The sequence below is a fragment of the Pseudomonadales bacterium genome (assembly GCA_041395945.1).
In the GTDB taxonomy this organism is placed as follows: Bacteria; Pseudomonadota; Gammaproteobacteria; order Pseudomonadales; family Azotimanducaceae; genus SZUA-309.
This window is the reverse complement of record JAWKZN010000001.1, coordinates 3,064,503-3,080,110: the sequence shown is the minus strand read 5'-3', so window position 1 is coordinate 3,080,110 and position 15,608 is coordinate 3,064,503. Positions and strand designations below refer to the sequence as shown.

Genomic DNA, 15,608 nt, shown 5'->3' with positions numbered 1-15,608 from the left:
TCCGGCCGCCTGGTGAGGGCAGGAATCCCATCCTGCCGAATCCGGCGCTGGCATGGCAAGCTGCGCATCAGATTTACAGGTGAGGAGGGGTCATGGCAATCAAAGTGATAGGGGCGGGGTTCGGACGTACAGGAACCCTGTCGTTGAAACAGGCACTCGAGAAACTCGGATATGCGAAGTGTTACCACATGATGGAACTCGATATCACCCGGGATGAAGATCTCGCCTGGTGCGCGCTGCACCGCGGCGAAGCGGTTGACTTTGATCATCTGTTTGCCGGCTATCAGTCTTCTGTTGACTGGCCGTCGTGTAATTTCTGGCGGGAACAGCTCGCCCATTATCCCGCGGCGAAGGTGGTGTTGAGCGAACGCGATCCTGAACGCTGGTACACCAGTGTGATGAGCACCATCTACCCGTCCAGCAAAGCGATGCGCGATGTACCCGATGCCGCCGTGCAGCGGCGGGTGAAGATGGTTTACGAAGTGATCTGGGACGGCGTTTTCGGCGGTCGGATCGAAGACAGGGATCACGCCATCGACGTTTACCTGCGCCATAACCAGGCTGTGAAGGATGCGCTCCCCGCAGACCGGCTGCTGGTATTCGAAGCGCATCAGGGCTGGCCACCGTTGTGTGAATTCCTCGGGACTGCAATCCCGGACGAAGACTTCCCGCGGGTGAATACTACGGAAGACTTTCAGGCCATGCTGCGCACACGCAGGTAGCGCTACGCGCCCCGGCAGTCGGCACATCAGCAGCAGCCGGCATCCTCGCAGCACTCTTCGATCAGGTAGTCCACCAGAGCGCGCATGGTCGGATAGTTGGCCGTGCAGCGCAGCACCCGCCCTTCCCGGTTCTGGGAGACCAGACCCGCGGCGACCAGATGGGCGATGTGATGCGACAGAGTCGAGCCCGGAATCTGGATACGCTCCCTGAGCTGACCGACCGGGAGGCCTTGCGGACCAGCGCGCACCAGGGTGCGGTAGAGGGCGAGACGGGTTTCGTTACCCAGACTTTCCAGCGCGGCTGCAGCGGCAGTGAGTTCCATGGTGGCTCCCTTTTTCCTCTTCCTTGGTCCCCGCGCCTCCCGTCGCCTGTGGCATGTTTTCCCGGGAGACGGGTGTCTGCACGCTTAGATCGGCTTAGATAATTCTATAAAACTAGAAATAACGAAATGATATTGGACGTGCTGCCAGTGGTGCGTATTATTTCGAACATTCTCGAAATTACCAACAGGAAATGATCATGCGGGTACAACTGGCACTCAATGTCGACGATCTCGAACGCGCCATCGACTACTACAGCGCTGTTTTCGGCGTCGGGGTCAACAAGCGGGAACCCGGTTATGCCAACTTCGTGGTGCAGAACCCGCCGCTGAAACTGGTGCTGTTCGAGGCACCGGGCGCGGAACGACTGAACCATGTGGGTTTCGAACTCTTCGACGATGCGCCCATCGAGGCGATGGCCGAGCGGCTGGCGGCTGCCGGTCTGCTCAGCGAACGTCAGCAGGGGGAAGTGTGCTGCTACGCCAGACAGAACAAAGCGATCAGTCACGACCCTCAGGGTCTGATGTGGGAGTGGTACCGGGTGCTGGAGGACTCACCGACGTTCTTCGCAGTCGACCGCGAAGGCGAGGCCGGTAACGGGCAACACGAGAAGACTCAGCCATTCGTTGGCGAACTGACAGCCTGTGGTACCGGGCGCGGTTGCTGCTGACAGCGGCTGTTGCTGAGGGTGGTCAATTCTCGAGCTTCTGCAGCAGGGCGCGAATCGCATCGAGTTCATAGCTCGCGTGCAGCGCATCGTCGGAGTGCAGGGTGGCGACACCTGCCTGGTTAAACCAGCGCACGTCCAGCAGCTCGGATTCGTCCCACGCGCCGATGGGGTCGTCCATCGGTGCGGCATAGACCATGTGCAGAGCGCGTTTGTAAGGGTAGGGCCCGATCTCGATCAGCTCGGGCACATGAATGGACAACTCCTCTTCGAGCTCCCGTTTCACTGCGTATTCCGGCGATTCGCCCCGTTCTATGCGACCACCGGGCAGCCCCCAGCGGCGGTCTTTCTTACCCCAGAAGCTCGAATGCACCGCCAGCAGGTATTCGCTCTCGGCGCTGAGCTGCTGGCGGAACAGGATACAGCGGGCGGTCTTGTAGGGGTGACGCATGGGAACAGTATCCCAGCCCTCCCTGCCCCGGGCCAGGCACGCGGGTCATTCCGGCAGCGCGAATGCCATCAGGTGATCGCCCGGTGGATTGACCCCGCTCCAGTGACCGCCTGCGGCAACCACAACATACTGGCGTCCATCGGGACGCAACTGATAGATCATGGGGGTCGAATTGGCGGCCGTGGGCAGATCGGCTTCCCAGAGGGTTTCCCCCGTCGCCGCACTCAGCGCCCGGAATTTGTGTTCATTTGCGGCGCCGATGAACACCAGCCCTGAGGTGGTGATGCTCAGTCCGCCGATACCCGGCACGCCTTTAATCCACCAGAAGGGGAAGGGGGCCATATTCCGTGTGGTACCCAGAGGCACGCTCCACAGCAGCTCACCGCTCACCAGATCGATGGCGTCGATCGTCGCCCAGGGGGGTTCTGTGCAGGGCACTCCGAGGGGGGAGCTGACGATGCCGGTGTCCACGCAGTAGGGTGTGCCTGCCTGGGTCTGGCCGAACTCGGGGCAATCCTTGCGCGGGATGAGCCGACTCCAGGCGGCCATGCGCCAGGTGATCACCACCATGAGCTTGCGATCCGGATCGATGGCGGGTGAACCCCAGTTGTTTCCGCCGCCATTGGTCGGCATCAGAATCGAGCCCTGCAGGGACGGAGGTGTGTAGATGCCCTCATTGCGCAGTTCGGCGATTCGATCCCGGCACACGCCCCGGTCCCAGAACGTGAAACCCCAGGCATCCTCCGGTGTGATCGACGACACCAGGTGCGGCAGATGGGTGGGGAAAGGCTGGGTCGGCGAGAGATACTCTCCGGGCACCGGATCCTGGGGTACCGGCCGCTCCTCTACCGGATACAGCGGCACACCGGTTTCCCGGTTGAGCACGAACGTCATCCCCATCTTGGTTACCTGCACCAGAGCGGGAACCGTGACGCCGTCTATTTCCAGATCGATCAGGGTGGGCTGTGCAGGGGTGTCGTAGTCCCAGAGGTCGTGATGCACCATCTGATACTGCCACACGACCCGACCGGTATCGCCATCGAGAGCGATGACCGAACTCGAGTAGGCGTCCAGGCCTTCGCGGTGGCCGCCGTAGTAGTCCGGATTGGTGTTGCCGGTGGGCACAAAGACCAGGTTGCGCGCTTCGTCCACGGCGATGATCGACCACACGTTGGTGGTACCGCTGCGGTAATTGCCATCGGGATCCCGGGAGGCCATTTCCGGTGGGACCGGGTTCCAGGCCCAGGCCAGTTCTCCGGTGCGCACATCGTAGGCTCGGACCACGCCGCTGGGTGCATCGATCCGCTGGTTGTCCAGGACCATGGAACCCGTTACCGCCAGATCGTGGATGATGGCGGGTGGAGAGGTGACGCCATACTCCATGGCGAGATGACGGGAGATGCCGGGAGTGATATCGACCTCGCCGTCCTTGCCGAAGTCCGGACAACGCTTTCCGGTCGCGGCATCGAGCGCGAAGATCCGCGCATCCAGTGTGGCCGTTATGATCCGGTGTTCACAGAAGCCCTCCTCTCCCGAGCGCCAGCTGCTCACACCCCGGCAGTTGGGCAGTACGGCCTCCGCATCCATGTCCACTTCCGGATCGAACGACCAGCGCTCTTCGCCGGTCTCCGCATCCAGGGCGAACACCCGGTTGAAGGGCGAGCAGTAGTAGAGGGTGTCGTCGATGAGGATTGGCGTGGCCTGGAAGGAGGACTGACTCAGAAAGCGGCCATCGCCCCGTGCGGCTTCGCGGTAGTCGCCCGAATTGTGCACCCAGGCTTCGGTGAGCCATGCCACGTTCTCGGGCGTGATCTGATCGGCGCGGGAAAAATGGGTGCCGCCGGGTGTTGCGCCATAGGCGGGCCATCCCGCGACGGTGCCACCAGTGACCAGACCGGTTGGAGCATTCTGACTGCAGCCCGCCAGAGCCGCAGCTAGAAGCAAGGAGCAGAGCATTCCGGCAATCTGTTTCATCAGGTTATACCTAGCAGGGATCGAATCTGTTCGACGGGTAAACGCCGCCCGTATTCCGAGAGTTCGAAGGCTTCCGCGTAGCGGCTCTCTTTCCGGTAACGTCGGGCGATCGCGCGGGGACGACGGCCATAGAAATCCGCCAGCCAGTCGCGACGTGGCTCGCGCACCGGTGTGTTTTCCACATGAGGCAGCCACTCGAAGACCTGGGACTCATGGCACGCCAGCAGGCCCACGACCGCGTCGAAAACCGGATCGATGTCGAGCACCACATCAGCCCGGAAGGGTGCAGGCCGGGTGAAGAAATCGGCCATGGCGAGCACCACAGGATCTGCCGGCAGCGCGGAGACTGAGGGTTCGACTGCTGGTACCCGCAGGAGATAGCAGGCGTCCTGCACCAGCAGTGCGGTCGCGCGATGATCGGGATGGTAGTCGCAGGTCCGGTGGGTGACCACCAGGTCTGGCGCGAAGCTGCGGATGCTGCGGATCAGGCGACCGCGCAGCTCGAGGTCTGTCGTCAGCTCGCCGTCCTTCACATCCCAGATTTCGAGTTCGGCGCCCACGGCGTCTGCGGCCCGGGCGGCCTCTGCAGCACGCCGGGTGGCGAGGCTCGCCCGATCCAGCAGATGGTGGCCGGCCGAGCCGTCGGTGAGACAGAGTATGCCGATCCGGCTGCCCCGGGCGGCCTGGGTGATCATCAGACCACCCGCATGAAATTCCGCGTCATCCGGGTGGGCGCCGATAACGAGAATTCGTTTGAAGTGCGTATCCTGTGAAGGCTGGCCCATTAACGAGATCCGCTTACAACTGCCCGCCGGGGTTTTACATCAACCGGTCGCGTACTGGATAGACTCTGCCTCTCCAGGGTCAATGCGATCAGGATGTGACTGCGGACGGGACACAGACTAGCAGAATGGGCAGAGACTACCGATTCCTCATCGGACGCCAGTTCCTGGCGGACGGTGGGCTGTATTTCGTGCAAGGCCTGTCCACCGGTGACAGCCCGCCGGTCATCGAAGCCGGACTGAGCCCCGATGATCCCCCTTCCCATCGTTTTTCCATCGGCGACGTGATCCGCGGGCTGCTGGTGGAAGAAGAAATCGAACTCTTCAATCCCAACTATCTCAGCGCACGCTGAGGCGTGCATGCCATTGTTCCGAGTCTGTCCGGTCGCGCTGCTGGTCGTTTCAGCCGGCATGTGGTGAGATTGGCCACCCGTTGAGGGCCTGAACGACTGGACGTCCGTCCCAAGGCCCGCTTCGCTGCGGTTTGAGGGACATCGCAGAGTTGGAACACCTGTTGCTTGTCTTTCCTCCAGCATCGACCCGATGAGAGAGAGCCATGCTCAGAATCCAGACCTTATCGAAGACCTACCCTAACGGCGTACGCGCCCTCGATGGTGTCAGTCTCGACATTCCGAAAGGCATGTTCGGCCTTCTCGGTCCCAATGGTGCCGGTAAATCCACACTGATGCGCACGATCGCCACGCTGCAGGTTCCGGATGCGGGGGCCATCCGGCTGGATGATATCGACGTACTCGCACAGCCCATGCGACTGCGTCGGACGCTGGGTTATCTGCCTCAGGAGTTTGGTGCATATCCGCGGACCTCGCCGCTGGTGATGCTCGATCACATTGCGACACTCAAGGGTGTCGGGCGAGGTGAGCGCAGGGAGGTGGTGGAACAGCTGCTGGTGCAGACCAATCTGTGGGACGTGCGGAAGAAGAGTATCGATTCCTTCTCCGGCGGCATGCGCCAGCGCTTCGGCATCGCTCAGGCGCTGATCGGCGATCCGCATCTCATCATCGTGGATGAACCCACTGCCGGACTGGATCCGGTGGAACGGAGGCGTTTTCACAACCTCCTGACCAAGATCAGTGAGGAGGTGGTGGTCGTGCTGTCCACACACATCGTTGAGGATGTGGCAGACCTCTGTCCGCGCATGGCGATCATGGGAGAAGGTCGCATCCTTATCGAAGGGGAGCCACAGCAGCTGATGGGCCGTCTCCAGGGTCATCTCTGGCGACGAGTGGTCGATCTGGATGAAGCGCCCGGCCTGCGGGCAGAACTGCCGGTGGTGTCCACACGGCTGACCGGCGGTCGCATGGAGCTTCGTGTGGTGTCCGAAACGGGACCTGGGGACGGCTTCGAGGCGGTGGGTGCAACCCTCGAGGACGTCTACTTCGCAACGCTGAAACAGCACGGCCTTGGCCTGGATCTGGACTGAGGCGGCGCAGATGTTTCTCTCCGTATTCGGTTTCGAGTGTCGCTACCAGAGCCGGTCGCCTCTGTTCCTGGTGGTTGCCGGACTGTTCTTCCTGCTCGGCTTCCTGATCATGGCATCCGAATCGGTGAGCGTCGGTGGTGTCGGTGACAACCTCAATTTCAACGCCAGTTTCGCCATCCTGCAGATCCAGTACACGCTTTCGATCCTCGGTATGTTTGCCGCCGTCGCCTTCGTGGCGAGCGCGATCACCCGTGACTACGAAACGCTGACAGCCGAAATACTCTTCGCGACCGGTGTAGACAGGGTCAGTTATCTGCTCGGACGATTTGCCGGTGGCACACTGTTTGCTGTGCTCACCGGACTGGCGGGTCTGCTGGGTACACTGACCGGTTCGCTCATGCCCTGGCTCGACCCGGAACGCCTTGGCCCCTTCACACTCGCGCCTTACGTCTTCGGTATCTGGGCAGTGATCGTGCCCAATCTGCTGGTCATCTGTGCACTGTTTTTTGCTGTCGCGGCATTGACCCGATCCCTGCTCGCGGCGTATGTGGCGGCACTCGGATTCATGATTGCCTACATTGTGCTTGCTGCGGTGACCGACCAGGAAACCATCGGCACCATGGCACTCGCCGATCCTTTCGGCATGGTCGCCTTCGATGAAATCACCCGTTACTGGACGGTTTTCGAACGGAATTTCGCCATGCCGGCTTTTGCGGACACTCTGCTCATCAATCGGCTGATCTGGCTTGCGATGGCAGCGGGCGCGCTGCTGTTCACCACCTGGCGCTACCGTTTCTCACTGGCACAAAGCAGGTTCCGCTGGCCACGCCTGGGGCGGGTCCGTAAGGACCGGAGTGCACCTGGCAGCCGTCTGGCTGTGCTGCGCACGCCCGCCGGCGAGGGCAGCACGATTGCGCGTCTGCTTTCCCAGTTGCGCATCGATGTACGGGGCATGACCCGCAGCGTGCCGTTTTACGTACTGCTTGCCTTCGGCATGCTGCAGGTGATCGGCAGCTACATCGGAGCGGCCACCCAGCTTTTCGGCACTCCCGTGTACCCCGTGACCGGCCTGCTGGTGCAGGTGGTTGGCGGCAGTTTCAGCCTCGCTGTGTTCATCATCATCATCTACTACTCGGGTGAGCTGGTACATCGGGAGCGCCAGGCGAAGCTGCACGAGATCATCGATGCCACACCCTTCCCCAATGTGGTGATGGTGCTTTCGAAGGTTGGTGCATTGTGGTTTGTGATCACCGCACTGCTTGCCATCGTGATGCTGACCTCGATCATCGTGCAGTGGTTCATGGACTACCATCGCCATGAACTGCTGCTGTATGTGCAGAGTCTGTTTGGTGTGCTCGGGAGCTGGTATTACCTGTTGTGCGTACCGGCAGTGCTGATTCAGGTCCTGTCGCCGAACAAATTCCTCGGCATGGTCATCTTTCTCGCAGTATTTCTCGGGCTGCTGACGCTGCCCAGCCTGGACTTCGAACACTTCCTGTACCGCTATGGGATACCGGATGCACCCTACTCGGACATGAATGGCTACGGTCATTTTATTGTGCCGATGGTGAATTTTGCCCTCTACTGGTTTCTGTTTGCCGGTCTGCTCCTCACCTGTGCGCACCTGTTCTATACCCGGGGCTATGCGGGGGGATGGCGGGAGCGCCTGCGGACTGCGAGATCCCGGGTCACTCCGCGGGTGGTCGCGGTCAGTATTGCGCTCTTTTCAGGCTGGGTCGGATCGGGGGCCTGGATTTTCTACAACACCAATGTACTGAACGAGTATCTGACCAGCGATGACCGGGAAGCGCGCAGCGCCGACTATGAAAAAGCCTATAAGGCTATCGAAGACCTGCCGAAACCCGAAGTCGTGGACGTCGATCTGCGGGTCGACCTCTATCCGCAAGAGCGACGCCTGCACTCAACAGGCGCTGCTCGACTGGCGAATCGCAGCGAAGGCGATATGCACGCCGCCCATTTCACCCTGTCTCCGCTGCTCAAAGTCGAGTCCCTGCAGCTCGAAGGCGCCGAGCTGGTCGAAGCAAACGAGCTTCTTGGTTACCGGCAGTTCAAGTTCGATTCACCGCTCCCTCCGGGTGCCGAAGCAGTGCTTCGCTGGGATCTGGTCTGGACCAATGAAGGATTTCCGAACAGCGGTTCCACTACCCGGGTCGTGGCAAATGGCACCTTCGTCAACAATTTTGAAATCATGCCGCTGCCGGGGTACGTGCCGAATCGGGAACTGCAGGACAACAATGTCCGCCGTAAGTACGGTCTGCCCCCGGTCGAGCGACTGCCGCCGCTCGGGGACCCGACGGCGCTGAAGATCGGTCAGTTCGGGGTCGTGAACCGCTCCCGCTTCCGCGCCACGGTTTCCACAAGTGCGGACCAGATCGCGCTGGCGCCCGGATACCTGCTGGATGAGACGCTGGAAGACGGCAGGCGCACCTTTATCTATGAGATGGATGCCCCCATCTGGCCGTTCGTTTCCATCACTTCGGCACGGTATGCGGTGGCTTCGGATCACTGGAACGATGTGGTACTCGAGGTCTATCACCATTCCGCTCATGGCTTCAATGTGGCGAGCATGATCGAGAGCAGCAAGCGCTCGCTGGATTATTTCACCCGTGAATTCTCGCCCTATCAGTACCGCCAGTTCCGTATTCTTGAATTTCCTGCCTACGAGCGATTTGCCCAGTCCTTCCCGAACACGATTCCCTACTCTGAGGCGATCGGTTTCATTGCCGATCTGCGCGACGAGAAGGACATCGACTATGTCTTCTATGTGACTGCCCATGAGATGGCGCACCAGTGGTGGGGCCACCAGGTGGTAGGTGCACAGATGCAGGGCATGACGCTGATTGTCGAAACCCTTGCGCAGTACTCGGCGCTGATGGTGATGAAGGAAGCCTTCGGTGATCAGAAAATGCGCCGCTTCCTCAAGTATGAGCTCGACCGCTATCTGCAGGGGCGCGGCGGTGAACTGATCGAGGAGCAGTCTCTGCAGCGGGTGGAGAATCAGGGCTATGTGCACTACCGGAAGGGCAGCCTGGTGATGTACGCCCTGCAGGACGCCATCGGCGAGGATCGGGTCAATGAAGCATTGCGCGCGTTCATCGCGACCTGGGGGTATCGGGAAGATCTGTTCCCCACTTCGACCGACCTGATCGAAGCCTTCCGCGCGGTTGCCGGCAGCGAGCACCAGCAGCTGATCACCGATATGTTCGAGAAGATCGTGCTCTACGACCTCAAGGTCACCGCAGCGTCGGTCGAGCCCGCAGAACACGGCTACCAGGTTGAGATGACGATCTCAGCCCGCAAGTTTGAAGCGGACGGCGCCGGTGCCGAAACCGAGATGCCCCTGGAGCAGACCCTCGAAGTGGCGGTGTTCCCCGCGAAGACTGAAGAAATGGGGGATGAGGATCTGCCGGAACCTCTGCTCCTCGTGCGGGAAGTCATCCGCAGTGGCGAGCAGACCCTGCGTTTCGAACTGCCGCCGGACTCAGCCCCGCCGGATCGTGTCGGTGTGGATCCCTTTGTGAAGATGATCGACCGCAATCCGGACGACAATCTGCGCTCACTCTGAACCGAGTATTTCCAGAGTCCACAGCGTGACGGTAAGGGGGCGCTTGAGATAGAGGCCGCCACCAGCGGCGATGTAGTGCGGCAGCAGGCGCTTCCGGTACCAGGCTGCGGGACGGGTAATCTGAGCCCGGTCGGTACGCTGCCGATCACATACCGCGAGGTCTTCTTTTGTCAGCACTCCGAGAAACAGCGCGCCTCCTGTCAGCGCTGCAAGATTGCCGATGGCCCGCTCACATGCAGCGTCGTCCAGGTAGGCGAGCACGTCGTTGCAGACGACCAGATCGGCGCTGACTGTGTTCTGATAATCGACCACTGAACCTCTGGTCCAGCCGTAGCGTTCACACAGATACTCACTGAATTCCACCCCTTCGCAGCGGGCGCGCGGAAAGCACCGACCGAGGGCTCTGAGTACCGTGCCTGTGCCACAGCCGATGTCGATGATGCGCTTGACCGGCACTTCCAGATGACGCAGATAAGCGGCAATGAACTCCGCCTGACGGCGCGCCGCGGCAGGCGTGACCGCCCGGGTGTCGGGATTGCGGTAGAAGCGATCATAGTAGGCTTTGTCGAATCGGGGCATGAGCGGGAGGTCTGGCGGCGTGACAGCCCGCATTCTACAGGCGCGCGAGGCGCGCGGCTTCCGTCTCCGCTGCCGGACAGATCGATCTTAAAAATCTGCGGTGATCTGAGATAAGCTGGCAGTCCGGGCAGGGAGGCTGGAGTGTCCAGCCGGGCTCGCGACGGAAAAAAAGTTGGATCAAAGGTCTGACAGAAGTCCGGTTAGACAAAGTCCGGTTAATTGCAGGGGGACAGGCGATGGGTGATGTGATTGCAGAACTGATCCAGGCGTTGGGCGCAGATTGTGTGATCACCGGAGATGCGGTGCAGGAGCGCGCTTCGGGTATCTGGCGCAAGGATCCCATCCAGGCCAAAGCGCTGCTGCGACCGAGAAACACCGGGCAGGTGAGCAAGGCGCTCGCGATCTGCAACGCCCACGGTCAGAGCGTGATTGCACATGGCGGACTGACCGGGCTGGTCCAGAGCTCGATCACCCAGCCTGCCGATATCGCGCTGTCACTGGAGCGCATGAATGTGATCGAAGAGGTGAATCCTGTCGATCGCATCATGACGGTGCAGAGTGGCGTGGTGCTGCAGAAAGTGCAGGAGACCGCTGAAGAACACGGTCTGCTGTTTCCGCTCGATCTGGGCGGACGGGGCAGCTGTACCATCGGCGGGAACATTTCCACCAACGCCGGTGGCAACCGGGTGATCCGCTACGGCATGGCCCGGGATATGGTACTGGGTCTGGAGGCCGTGCTCGCCGACGGCACCGTGGTCTCCTCGATGAATCAGATGATCAAGAACAATGCCGGCTACGATCTCAAGCAGCTTTTCATCGGCACTGAAGGCAGTCTGGGTGTGGTGACCCGTGCGGTACTGCGGCTGCGCGAGAAACCGACCACCCAGGCAACCCTGTTTGTGGCAACCGACGAGTTCGGCAAGCTGGCGAAATTCCTTAAACATATGGACTCACGGCTCGGCGGGACACTGTCTGCGTTCGAAGTCATGTGGAACAACTTCTACACCCTGGTGACCACCCCCCCGGCCACCAATCAACCGCCGATCGTCCAGGACTACCCGTTCTATGTGCTGGTCGAGGCGATGGGCAGCGATGAAGCTCAGGCCGAAGCGGCGCTGGCTGAAGCCTACGAGCAGGGTCTCATCGTGGATGCGGTGGTCGCGCAGTCCGAGGCTCAGCGCATGCAGTTGTGGGCCATGCGCGATGACGTGGCCCAGACATTCCGCTATGCGCCCAACTTTGCCTTCGATGTGAGCCTGCGCATCTCACACATGGAAGACTATCTGAAGGAGGTCAATGCCCGCCTCGCCGCCAGTTACGGCGAAGTCCACAATTTCACCTTCGGTCATATGGGTGACGGCAATCTGCATCTGGTGATTTCGGTGGGTGAGGGTGGTGCCGAGGTTCGTGAAGAGGTGGAGCGCAGTGTGTATGAGCCTCTGGCGGCGATTTCAGGATCAGTCTCCGCCGAACACGGTGTCGGTCTGGAAAAAAAACCCTATCTTGGTATATCCAGAAGCGAGACAGAAATCGGGCTGATGCGTGCACTCAAGCGCACACTGGATCCGAAGGGCATCCTGAATCCGGGGAAGATCTTCGATATGACCGCATCGACATGATGGTTACAGCTCGAAACACGTTCACCGGCGACGCCATATGGTGAAAGATCTCCACTACGCTTCACTGTCCGAAGTCTGTGCGCGCATAAAGAGCGGTGAACTGACTTCCGTGCAGGTAACGACGGCACTGCTCGCGCGCATCGGCGATCTGGACCGCAGCCTGCACGCCTATGTGCGGGTGCTTGCGGACAGGGCACTGGAACAGGCCGCGGCACTTGATGCGCGGCGTGACGCCGGCGCACCCCTCGGCGCGCTGCACGGTGTGCCGATTGCGCTGAAAGATCTGTTCCATACCCGCGGTATCGCCACTGCGAGCGGTACCCTGGTGATGGCGGATTTCGTGCCGGATACGGACGCCACGGTGGTCACGCGTCTGCAGCAGGCAGGTGCTGTGATCATCGGCAAGACCCAGCTCACTGAAGGCGCATTCGGTGTCCATCATCCCGAGGTTGAAGCGCCGCGCAACCCCTGGAACCCGGACTACTGGCCGGGTGTCAGCTCATCGGGTTCCGGTGTTGCCGTGGCCGCCGGGCTTGCCTACGGCGCGCTGGGTACGGATACCGGAGGCAGCATCCGTTTTCCGTCGGCCTGTTGCGGCATTGTCGGTATCAAACCTACCTACGGAAGGGTGAGCCGCCACGGGGCATTCCCCCTGGCGGAATCCCTCGACCACGTAGGGCCCATGACCCGCTCGGTTGCGGATGCTGCACGCATGCTGCAGGTGCTGGCGGGTGCGGATCCTCTGGATCCCACCAGTCTGTCCGATGCGGTACCCAACTACTCTGCCGCCCTCGGTGATGGGATTCGCGGTCTTACCCTGGGTGTGGACTGGGACTATGTGTCGGAAGGCGTGGAAGCCGCGGTCGTAGACACAGTGCGTGAGGCTGTCCCGGTATTTGAAACTCTTGGTGTCAAGGTACGGGAGGTGAGACTGCCGGCGGCCTATCGAAGGCTTGTGAAAGAGTGGGGCATCACCTGCGCGGTCGAGTGCGCGCGCGCCCACCGGCAGTACTATCCGGCCAGCAGGTCGCTGTATGGTCCAGTGCTCTCCGGACTGATTGAACTTGGCCTGCAGCCGCCTCCTGGCGCCTACGAAAGCCTGGCTGAGCTGCGGGTGCAGTTCCGTACCGAACTGGATGCCCTGCTTAACGAAGTCGAGATGCTGATTTCGCCCTGCATGCCGATGCTGCCACCCACCGTGGCGCAGATGGCCGGGCAGTCCGAGGCGATTGTCGGTGGCGCGGCAGATTTCATCACGTTCACCGCGCCATTCGATTATTCGGGGCATCCCACCCTCACTCTGCCCGCCGGACTGGCGGCGAACGGACTGCCGAAATCCTTCCAGCTCATAGGTCGCTGGTTGAGTGAGGCCAGGATGATTCAGGCCGGTGCGGCCTATGAGCGGGTGGTGGCATTCGACCGGCACCCGCCGCTCTGAGTGCGCTTTTCGAATAGGTTGAGTGTTCGGGTGTCTCATGTCCGGAATTCTCGAAGCCACGCCGTACGACGAACTCAACCAGGTACTCACCTATCTGGTCTCGGGGGTTCAGGACGTTCTGCGCAGTAATTTTGTCGGCGCCTATCTGCAGGGTTCCTTTGCCATTGGTGATTTCAGCGAGTTTTCCGATTGCGACTTCATTGTCATCGCGGGCGATGACCTTTCAGACAGTGAGCTCACCGCTCTGCAGAAGCTGCATAAAGACCTTCAGCGATTGCCTCACCCCTACTGGCCGGTCAACCTCGAGGGGTCCTATGCGCCGAAAGACATATTGCGCCGCTGGACGGTTGAGCCAAGGGATCCGCCGGGAGAACCGCGCGATGCGGATTGGGGAGATCCCGGCATGGATGGGGTGCCCGCCCGCTGTTACCCATTCTGGTATCTGAATCATGGATCCAATACGCTGATTCGCTCAGAACATGACAACAGTCAGGTGGTCCGCTGGACCTTGCGGGAAAAAGGCGTGCGCCTGAGTGGTCCTGACATTGCCAGTCTGATTGACCCGGTATCAGCTCATGATCTGCAGGCGGAGGTGCGGGAAACCATGGATATCGCCATCGATTCAGGTCTGTCGATGCCCATGTTTGCTTACCAGGCTTTCTGGGTCGGCCTGTTCTGTCGCATCCTGCACACCATGGCAACCGGCCAGGTGACGTCAAAAAAAGAGGCGATGGGGTGGGCACAGGCTGCACTGGATCCCTCCTGGCAGGGTTTGATTGTCCGTGCACTTTCGCTGCGCAAAGGTGATGCCGAACAGGCAGCCATGCCACCCGACCCGGAGGATGAGGCAGCAACACGCGCGTTTGCTGCCTGTTGCAGGAACATGGCGGATGCCATGGTGCAGGAGTGTGCTGTCTGATCGGGCCGCAGCCTCAGCAATCTGCGCGATCCCCTACAGCCAGCGTCTTACCTTCGCCCGATAGTCGAGGTACGCCTGACCGAAGGTCTGGGCCATAAGTTTCTCCTCATGGCGGACAAAGCCGAACTGGAGAATCAGCACGAAGGGAATCAGTACCAGCCAGCAGAGCGGATTGTTGAGCAGCAGCGCGGTTCCCGCGAGGGTCAGGATCATGCCGCTGTACATGGGGTTTCTGGTGAAGGCAAAGGCGCCGCTGGTCACCAGCGCGGTCGATTCGGTGAAAGGGATGATGTTGGTCCCGGCTTCTGCAAACAGGCGCGAACCCCACACCGCCAGCCCGATGCCCAGCCCGATGGGGAGGATGCCGAGCAGAAACCACGGGGCAGGCAGCAGGCTGCCTGCTGTGGTGAAACCGATTATGATCATCGCAAGCAGTGCCACCACGAAATAATGGGGTGGCAGAATCTTCGGCGGGGTCACTTCAGCCTCCGCGTCGATGGTTGATCTGATCATTCAGCAGCGTCTGCTGTGCCGGTGTGAGGGAGGCGTAGAACGCATCGAAGGCCGGTACCAGAGCCGTCATGGAAGTCTGGGTTATTGTCATTGCCCCCGCCATTTCCCTCAGGGCGCTGGGAGCATCGGTGACGTTCAGCCCCTCGCAGCGTTGCTGCATGCCGCTGCGCCATTCGTCGATCACCGTGATCGCGGGCGCCAGGGTGGTGCGCTGCGCGTCGCTCAGATCCAGGGCGACGATCAGGTATGCCTCCAGCAGCTGCACGCCCACAGGATCCAGACGATCGCAGTGTTCGCCGATCTCGCTGGCAGCACCCCGATCCAGGGCAGAATGGCTGGTGCCGCCACCGTGCCAGGCTGCAATGGCTGTGCCGGGGAGGAAGGTACTGGCGAGCACGGCACCGAGTGTGGCCAGGAGTGTGAGGCTGATCAGAACGCTGAGGAAAAGGTTGCGAATAATCATGTTGAGAGTCCGCTTGTGAGGAGGCACTAGGATCCCGATCCGGCGGCGCCGGATCATCTCCGGCGCGAGACATTTTGTAACAACAGGTTGCAGAAGCCGCATCCCGCAACAGGCTGTAACAGGGTAGTCCGGT

The 15,608-nt window shown here is 60.9% G+C and carries 15 protein-coding genes; 8 read left to right on the top strand and 7 right to left on the bottom strand.

All coding sequences use genetic code 11. The annotated features are described in order from the left end of the window. The first annotated feature begins 92 nt into the window (after window positions 1-92). The gene (locus R3E82_14110) at window positions 93-722 is read left to right on the top strand and encodes a sulfotransferase (protein ID MEZ5552026.1); all 630 of its coding nucleotides are present in this window, start codon (window positions 93-95) and stop codon (window positions 720-722) included. 26 nt (window positions 723-748) lie between these two features. Here the strand turns inward: R3E82_14110 and R3E82_14105 are convergent, their stop codons facing one another. Further along, window positions 749-1,045: a metalloregulator ArsR/SmtB family transcription factor gene (locus tag R3E82_14105; protein ID MEZ5552025.1), complete on the bottom strand. Its 297-nt coding sequence runs from the start codon at window positions 1,043-1,045 to the stop codon at window positions 749-751. Between the two features lie 197 nt (window positions 1,046-1,242). Between R3E82_14105 and R3E82_14100 the strand changes: the two genes are divergently transcribed. Beyond that, window positions 1,243-1,713: an ArsI/CadI family heavy metal resistance metalloenzyme gene (locus R3E82_14100; GenBank protein MEZ5552024.1), complete on the top strand. Its 471-nt coding sequence runs from the start codon at window positions 1,243-1,245 to the stop codon at window positions 1,711-1,713. A 22-nt stretch (window positions 1,714-1,735) separates the two neighbouring features. Here R3E82_14100 and R3E82_14095 read toward each other — a convergent pair whose 3' ends face one another. Genes R3E82_14095 through R3E82_14085 form a run of 3 tightly spaced genes read right to left on the bottom strand, consistent with a single transcriptional unit; the run spans window position 1,736 to window position 4,920 of the window. After that, the gene (locus R3E82_14095; protein ID MEZ5552023.1) at window positions 1,736-2,161 is read right to left on the bottom strand and encodes an NUDIX hydrolase; all 426 of its coding nucleotides are present in this window, start codon (window positions 2,159-2,161) and stop codon (window positions 1,736-1,738) included. Window positions 2,162-2,206: 45 nt separating this feature from the next. Then, window positions 2,207-4,135 carry a pyrroloquinoline quinone-dependent dehydrogenase gene (locus tag R3E82_14090; protein ID MEZ5552022.1) on the bottom strand — a complete coding sequence of 643 codons (1,929 nt, stop codon included), beginning with the start codon at window positions 4,133-4,135 and terminating at the stop codon, window positions 2,207-2,209. Further along, window positions 4,135-4,920, bottom strand: coding sequence for a PIG-L deacetylase family protein (locus R3E82_14085; protein MEZ5552021.1), 786 nt, complete (start codon window positions 4,918-4,920; stop codon window positions 4,135-4,137). The genes R3E82_14090 and R3E82_14085 overlap by 1 nt, the downstream gene beginning before the upstream one ends. Window positions 4,921-5,045: 125 nt before the next feature. Between R3E82_14085 and R3E82_14080 the strand changes: the two genes are divergently transcribed. The 3 genes from R3E82_14080 to R3E82_14070 all read left to right on the top strand — a co-directional run bounded on the left by R3E82_14080 (window position 5,046) and on the right by R3E82_14070 (window position 9,944). Continuing rightward, the gene (locus R3E82_14080; protein ID MEZ5552020.1) at window positions 5,046-5,270 is read left to right on the top strand and encodes a hypothetical protein; all 225 of its coding nucleotides are present in this window, start codon (window positions 5,046-5,048) and stop codon (window positions 5,268-5,270) included. A 203-nt stretch (window positions 5,271-5,473) separates the two neighbouring features. Continuing rightward, on the top strand, window positions 5,474-6,358 hold the full coding sequence (locus R3E82_14075; protein MEZ5552019.1) for an ABC transporter ATP-binding protein: 885 nt from the start codon (window positions 5,474-5,476) through the stop codon (window positions 6,356-6,358). A 10-nt stretch (window positions 6,359-6,368) separates the two neighbouring features. Then, complete coding sequence (locus tag R3E82_14070; protein MEZ5552018.1) at window positions 6,369-9,944, top strand: M1 family aminopeptidase; 3,576 nt, start codon at window positions 6,369-6,371, stop codon at window positions 9,942-9,944. On the opposite strand, the gene R3E82_14065 is transcribed toward R3E82_14070, so the two are convergent. Beyond that, window positions 9,936-10,523, bottom strand: a complete 588-nt coding sequence (locus tag R3E82_14065) for a methyltransferase domain-containing protein (GenBank protein ID MEZ5552017.1) — start codon at window positions 10,521-10,523, stop codon at window positions 9,936-9,938. The genes R3E82_14070 and R3E82_14065 overlap by 9 nt on opposite strands. Before the next feature lie 236 nt (window positions 10,524-10,759). Between R3E82_14065 and R3E82_14060 the strand changes: the two genes are divergently transcribed. The 3 genes from R3E82_14060 to R3E82_14050 are packed head-to-tail and all read left to right on the top strand — an operon-like array spanning window position 10,760 to window position 14,499. Continuing rightward, window positions 10,760-12,142: an FAD-binding oxidoreductase gene (locus R3E82_14060; protein MEZ5552016.1), complete on the top strand. Its 1,383-nt coding sequence runs from the start codon at window positions 10,760-10,762 to the stop codon at window positions 12,140-12,142. A gap of 37 nt (window positions 12,143-12,179) precedes the next feature. Continuing rightward, on the top strand, window positions 12,180-13,580 hold the full coding sequence (locus R3E82_14055; GenBank protein MEZ5552015.1) for an amidase: 1,401 nt from the start codon (window positions 12,180-12,182) through the stop codon (window positions 13,578-13,580). Window positions 13,581-13,617: 37 nt separating this feature from the next. After that, window positions 13,618-14,499, top strand: a complete 882-nt coding sequence (locus tag R3E82_14050) for a DUF4111 domain-containing protein (GenBank protein ID MEZ5552014.1) — start codon at window positions 13,618-13,620, stop codon at window positions 14,497-14,499. A 33-nt stretch (window positions 14,500-14,532) separates the two neighbouring features. Here R3E82_14050 and R3E82_14045 read toward each other — a convergent pair whose 3' ends face one another. Together R3E82_14045 and R3E82_14040 are read right to left on the bottom strand one after the other, a co-directional pair. Further along, window positions 14,533-15,012, bottom strand: coding sequence for an isoprenylcysteine carboxylmethyltransferase family protein (locus tag R3E82_14045; GenBank protein ID MEZ5552013.1), 480 nt, complete (start codon window positions 15,010-15,012; stop codon window positions 14,533-14,535). Then, the gene (locus R3E82_14040) at window positions 14,981-15,475 is read right to left on the bottom strand and encodes a Spy/CpxP family protein refolding chaperone (protein ID MEZ5552012.1); all 495 of its coding nucleotides are present in this window, start codon (window positions 15,473-15,475) and stop codon (window positions 14,981-14,983) included. The genes R3E82_14045 and R3E82_14040 overlap by 32 nt, the downstream gene beginning before the upstream one ends. Between the last annotated feature and the right edge of the window lie 133 nt (window positions 15,476-15,608).

Bases quoted from the DNA above. Each gene is read 5' to 3' on its own strand.
- R3E82_14100 (MEZ5552024.1), top strand. From the start codon at position 1,243: ATGCGGGTACAACTGGCACTCAATGTCGACGATCTCGAACGCGCCATC.
- R3E82_14110 (MEZ5552026.1), top strand. From the start codon at position 93: ATGGCAATCAAAGTGATAGGGGCGGGGTTCGGACGTACAGGAACCCTG.
- R3E82_14105 (MEZ5552025.1), bottom strand. From the start codon at position 1,045: ATGGAACTCACTGCCGCTGCAGCCGCGCTGGAAAGTCTGGGTAACGAA.
- R3E82_14095 (MEZ5552023.1), bottom strand. From the start codon at position 2,161: ATGCGTCACCCCTACAAGACCGCCCGCTGTATCCTGTTCCGCCAGCAG.
- R3E82_14070 (MEZ5552018.1), top strand. From the start codon at position 6,369: ATGTTTCTCTCCGTATTCGGTTTCGAGTGTCGCTACCAGAGCCGGTCG.
- R3E82_14065 (MEZ5552017.1), bottom strand. From the start codon at position 10,523: ATGCCCCGATTCGACAAAGCCTACTATGATCGCTTCTACCGCAATCCC.
- R3E82_14060 (MEZ5552016.1), top strand. From the start codon at position 10,760: ATGGGTGATGTGATTGCAGAACTGATCCAGGCGTTGGGCGCAGATTGT.
- R3E82_14055 (MEZ5552015.1), top strand. From the start codon at position 12,180: ATGGTGAAAGATCTCCACTACGCTTCACTGTCCGAAGTCTGTGCGCGC.
- R3E82_14075 (MEZ5552019.1), top strand. From the start codon at position 5,474: ATGCTCAGAATCCAGACCTTATCGAAGACCTACCCTAACGGCGTACGC.
- R3E82_14050 (MEZ5552014.1), top strand. From the start codon at position 13,618: ATGTCCGGAATTCTCGAAGCCACGCCGTACGACGAACTCAACCAGGTA.
- R3E82_14040 (MEZ5552012.1), bottom strand. From the start codon at position 15,475: ATGATTATTCGCAACCTTTTCCTCAGCGTTCTGATCAGCCTCACACTC.
- R3E82_14085 (MEZ5552021.1), bottom strand. From the start codon at position 4,920: ATGGGCCAGCCTTCACAGGATACGCACTTCAAACGAATTCTCGTTATC.
- R3E82_14090 (MEZ5552022.1), bottom strand. From the start codon at position 4,135: ATGAAACAGATTGCCGGAATGCTCTGCTCCTTGCTTCTAGCTGCGGCT.
- R3E82_14080 (MEZ5552020.1), top strand. From the start codon at position 5,046: ATGGGCAGAGACTACCGATTCCTCATCGGACGCCAGTTCCTGGCGGAC.
- R3E82_14045 (MEZ5552013.1), bottom strand. From the start codon at position 15,012: ATGATCAGATCAACCATCGACGCGGAGGCTGAAGTGACCCCGCCGAAG.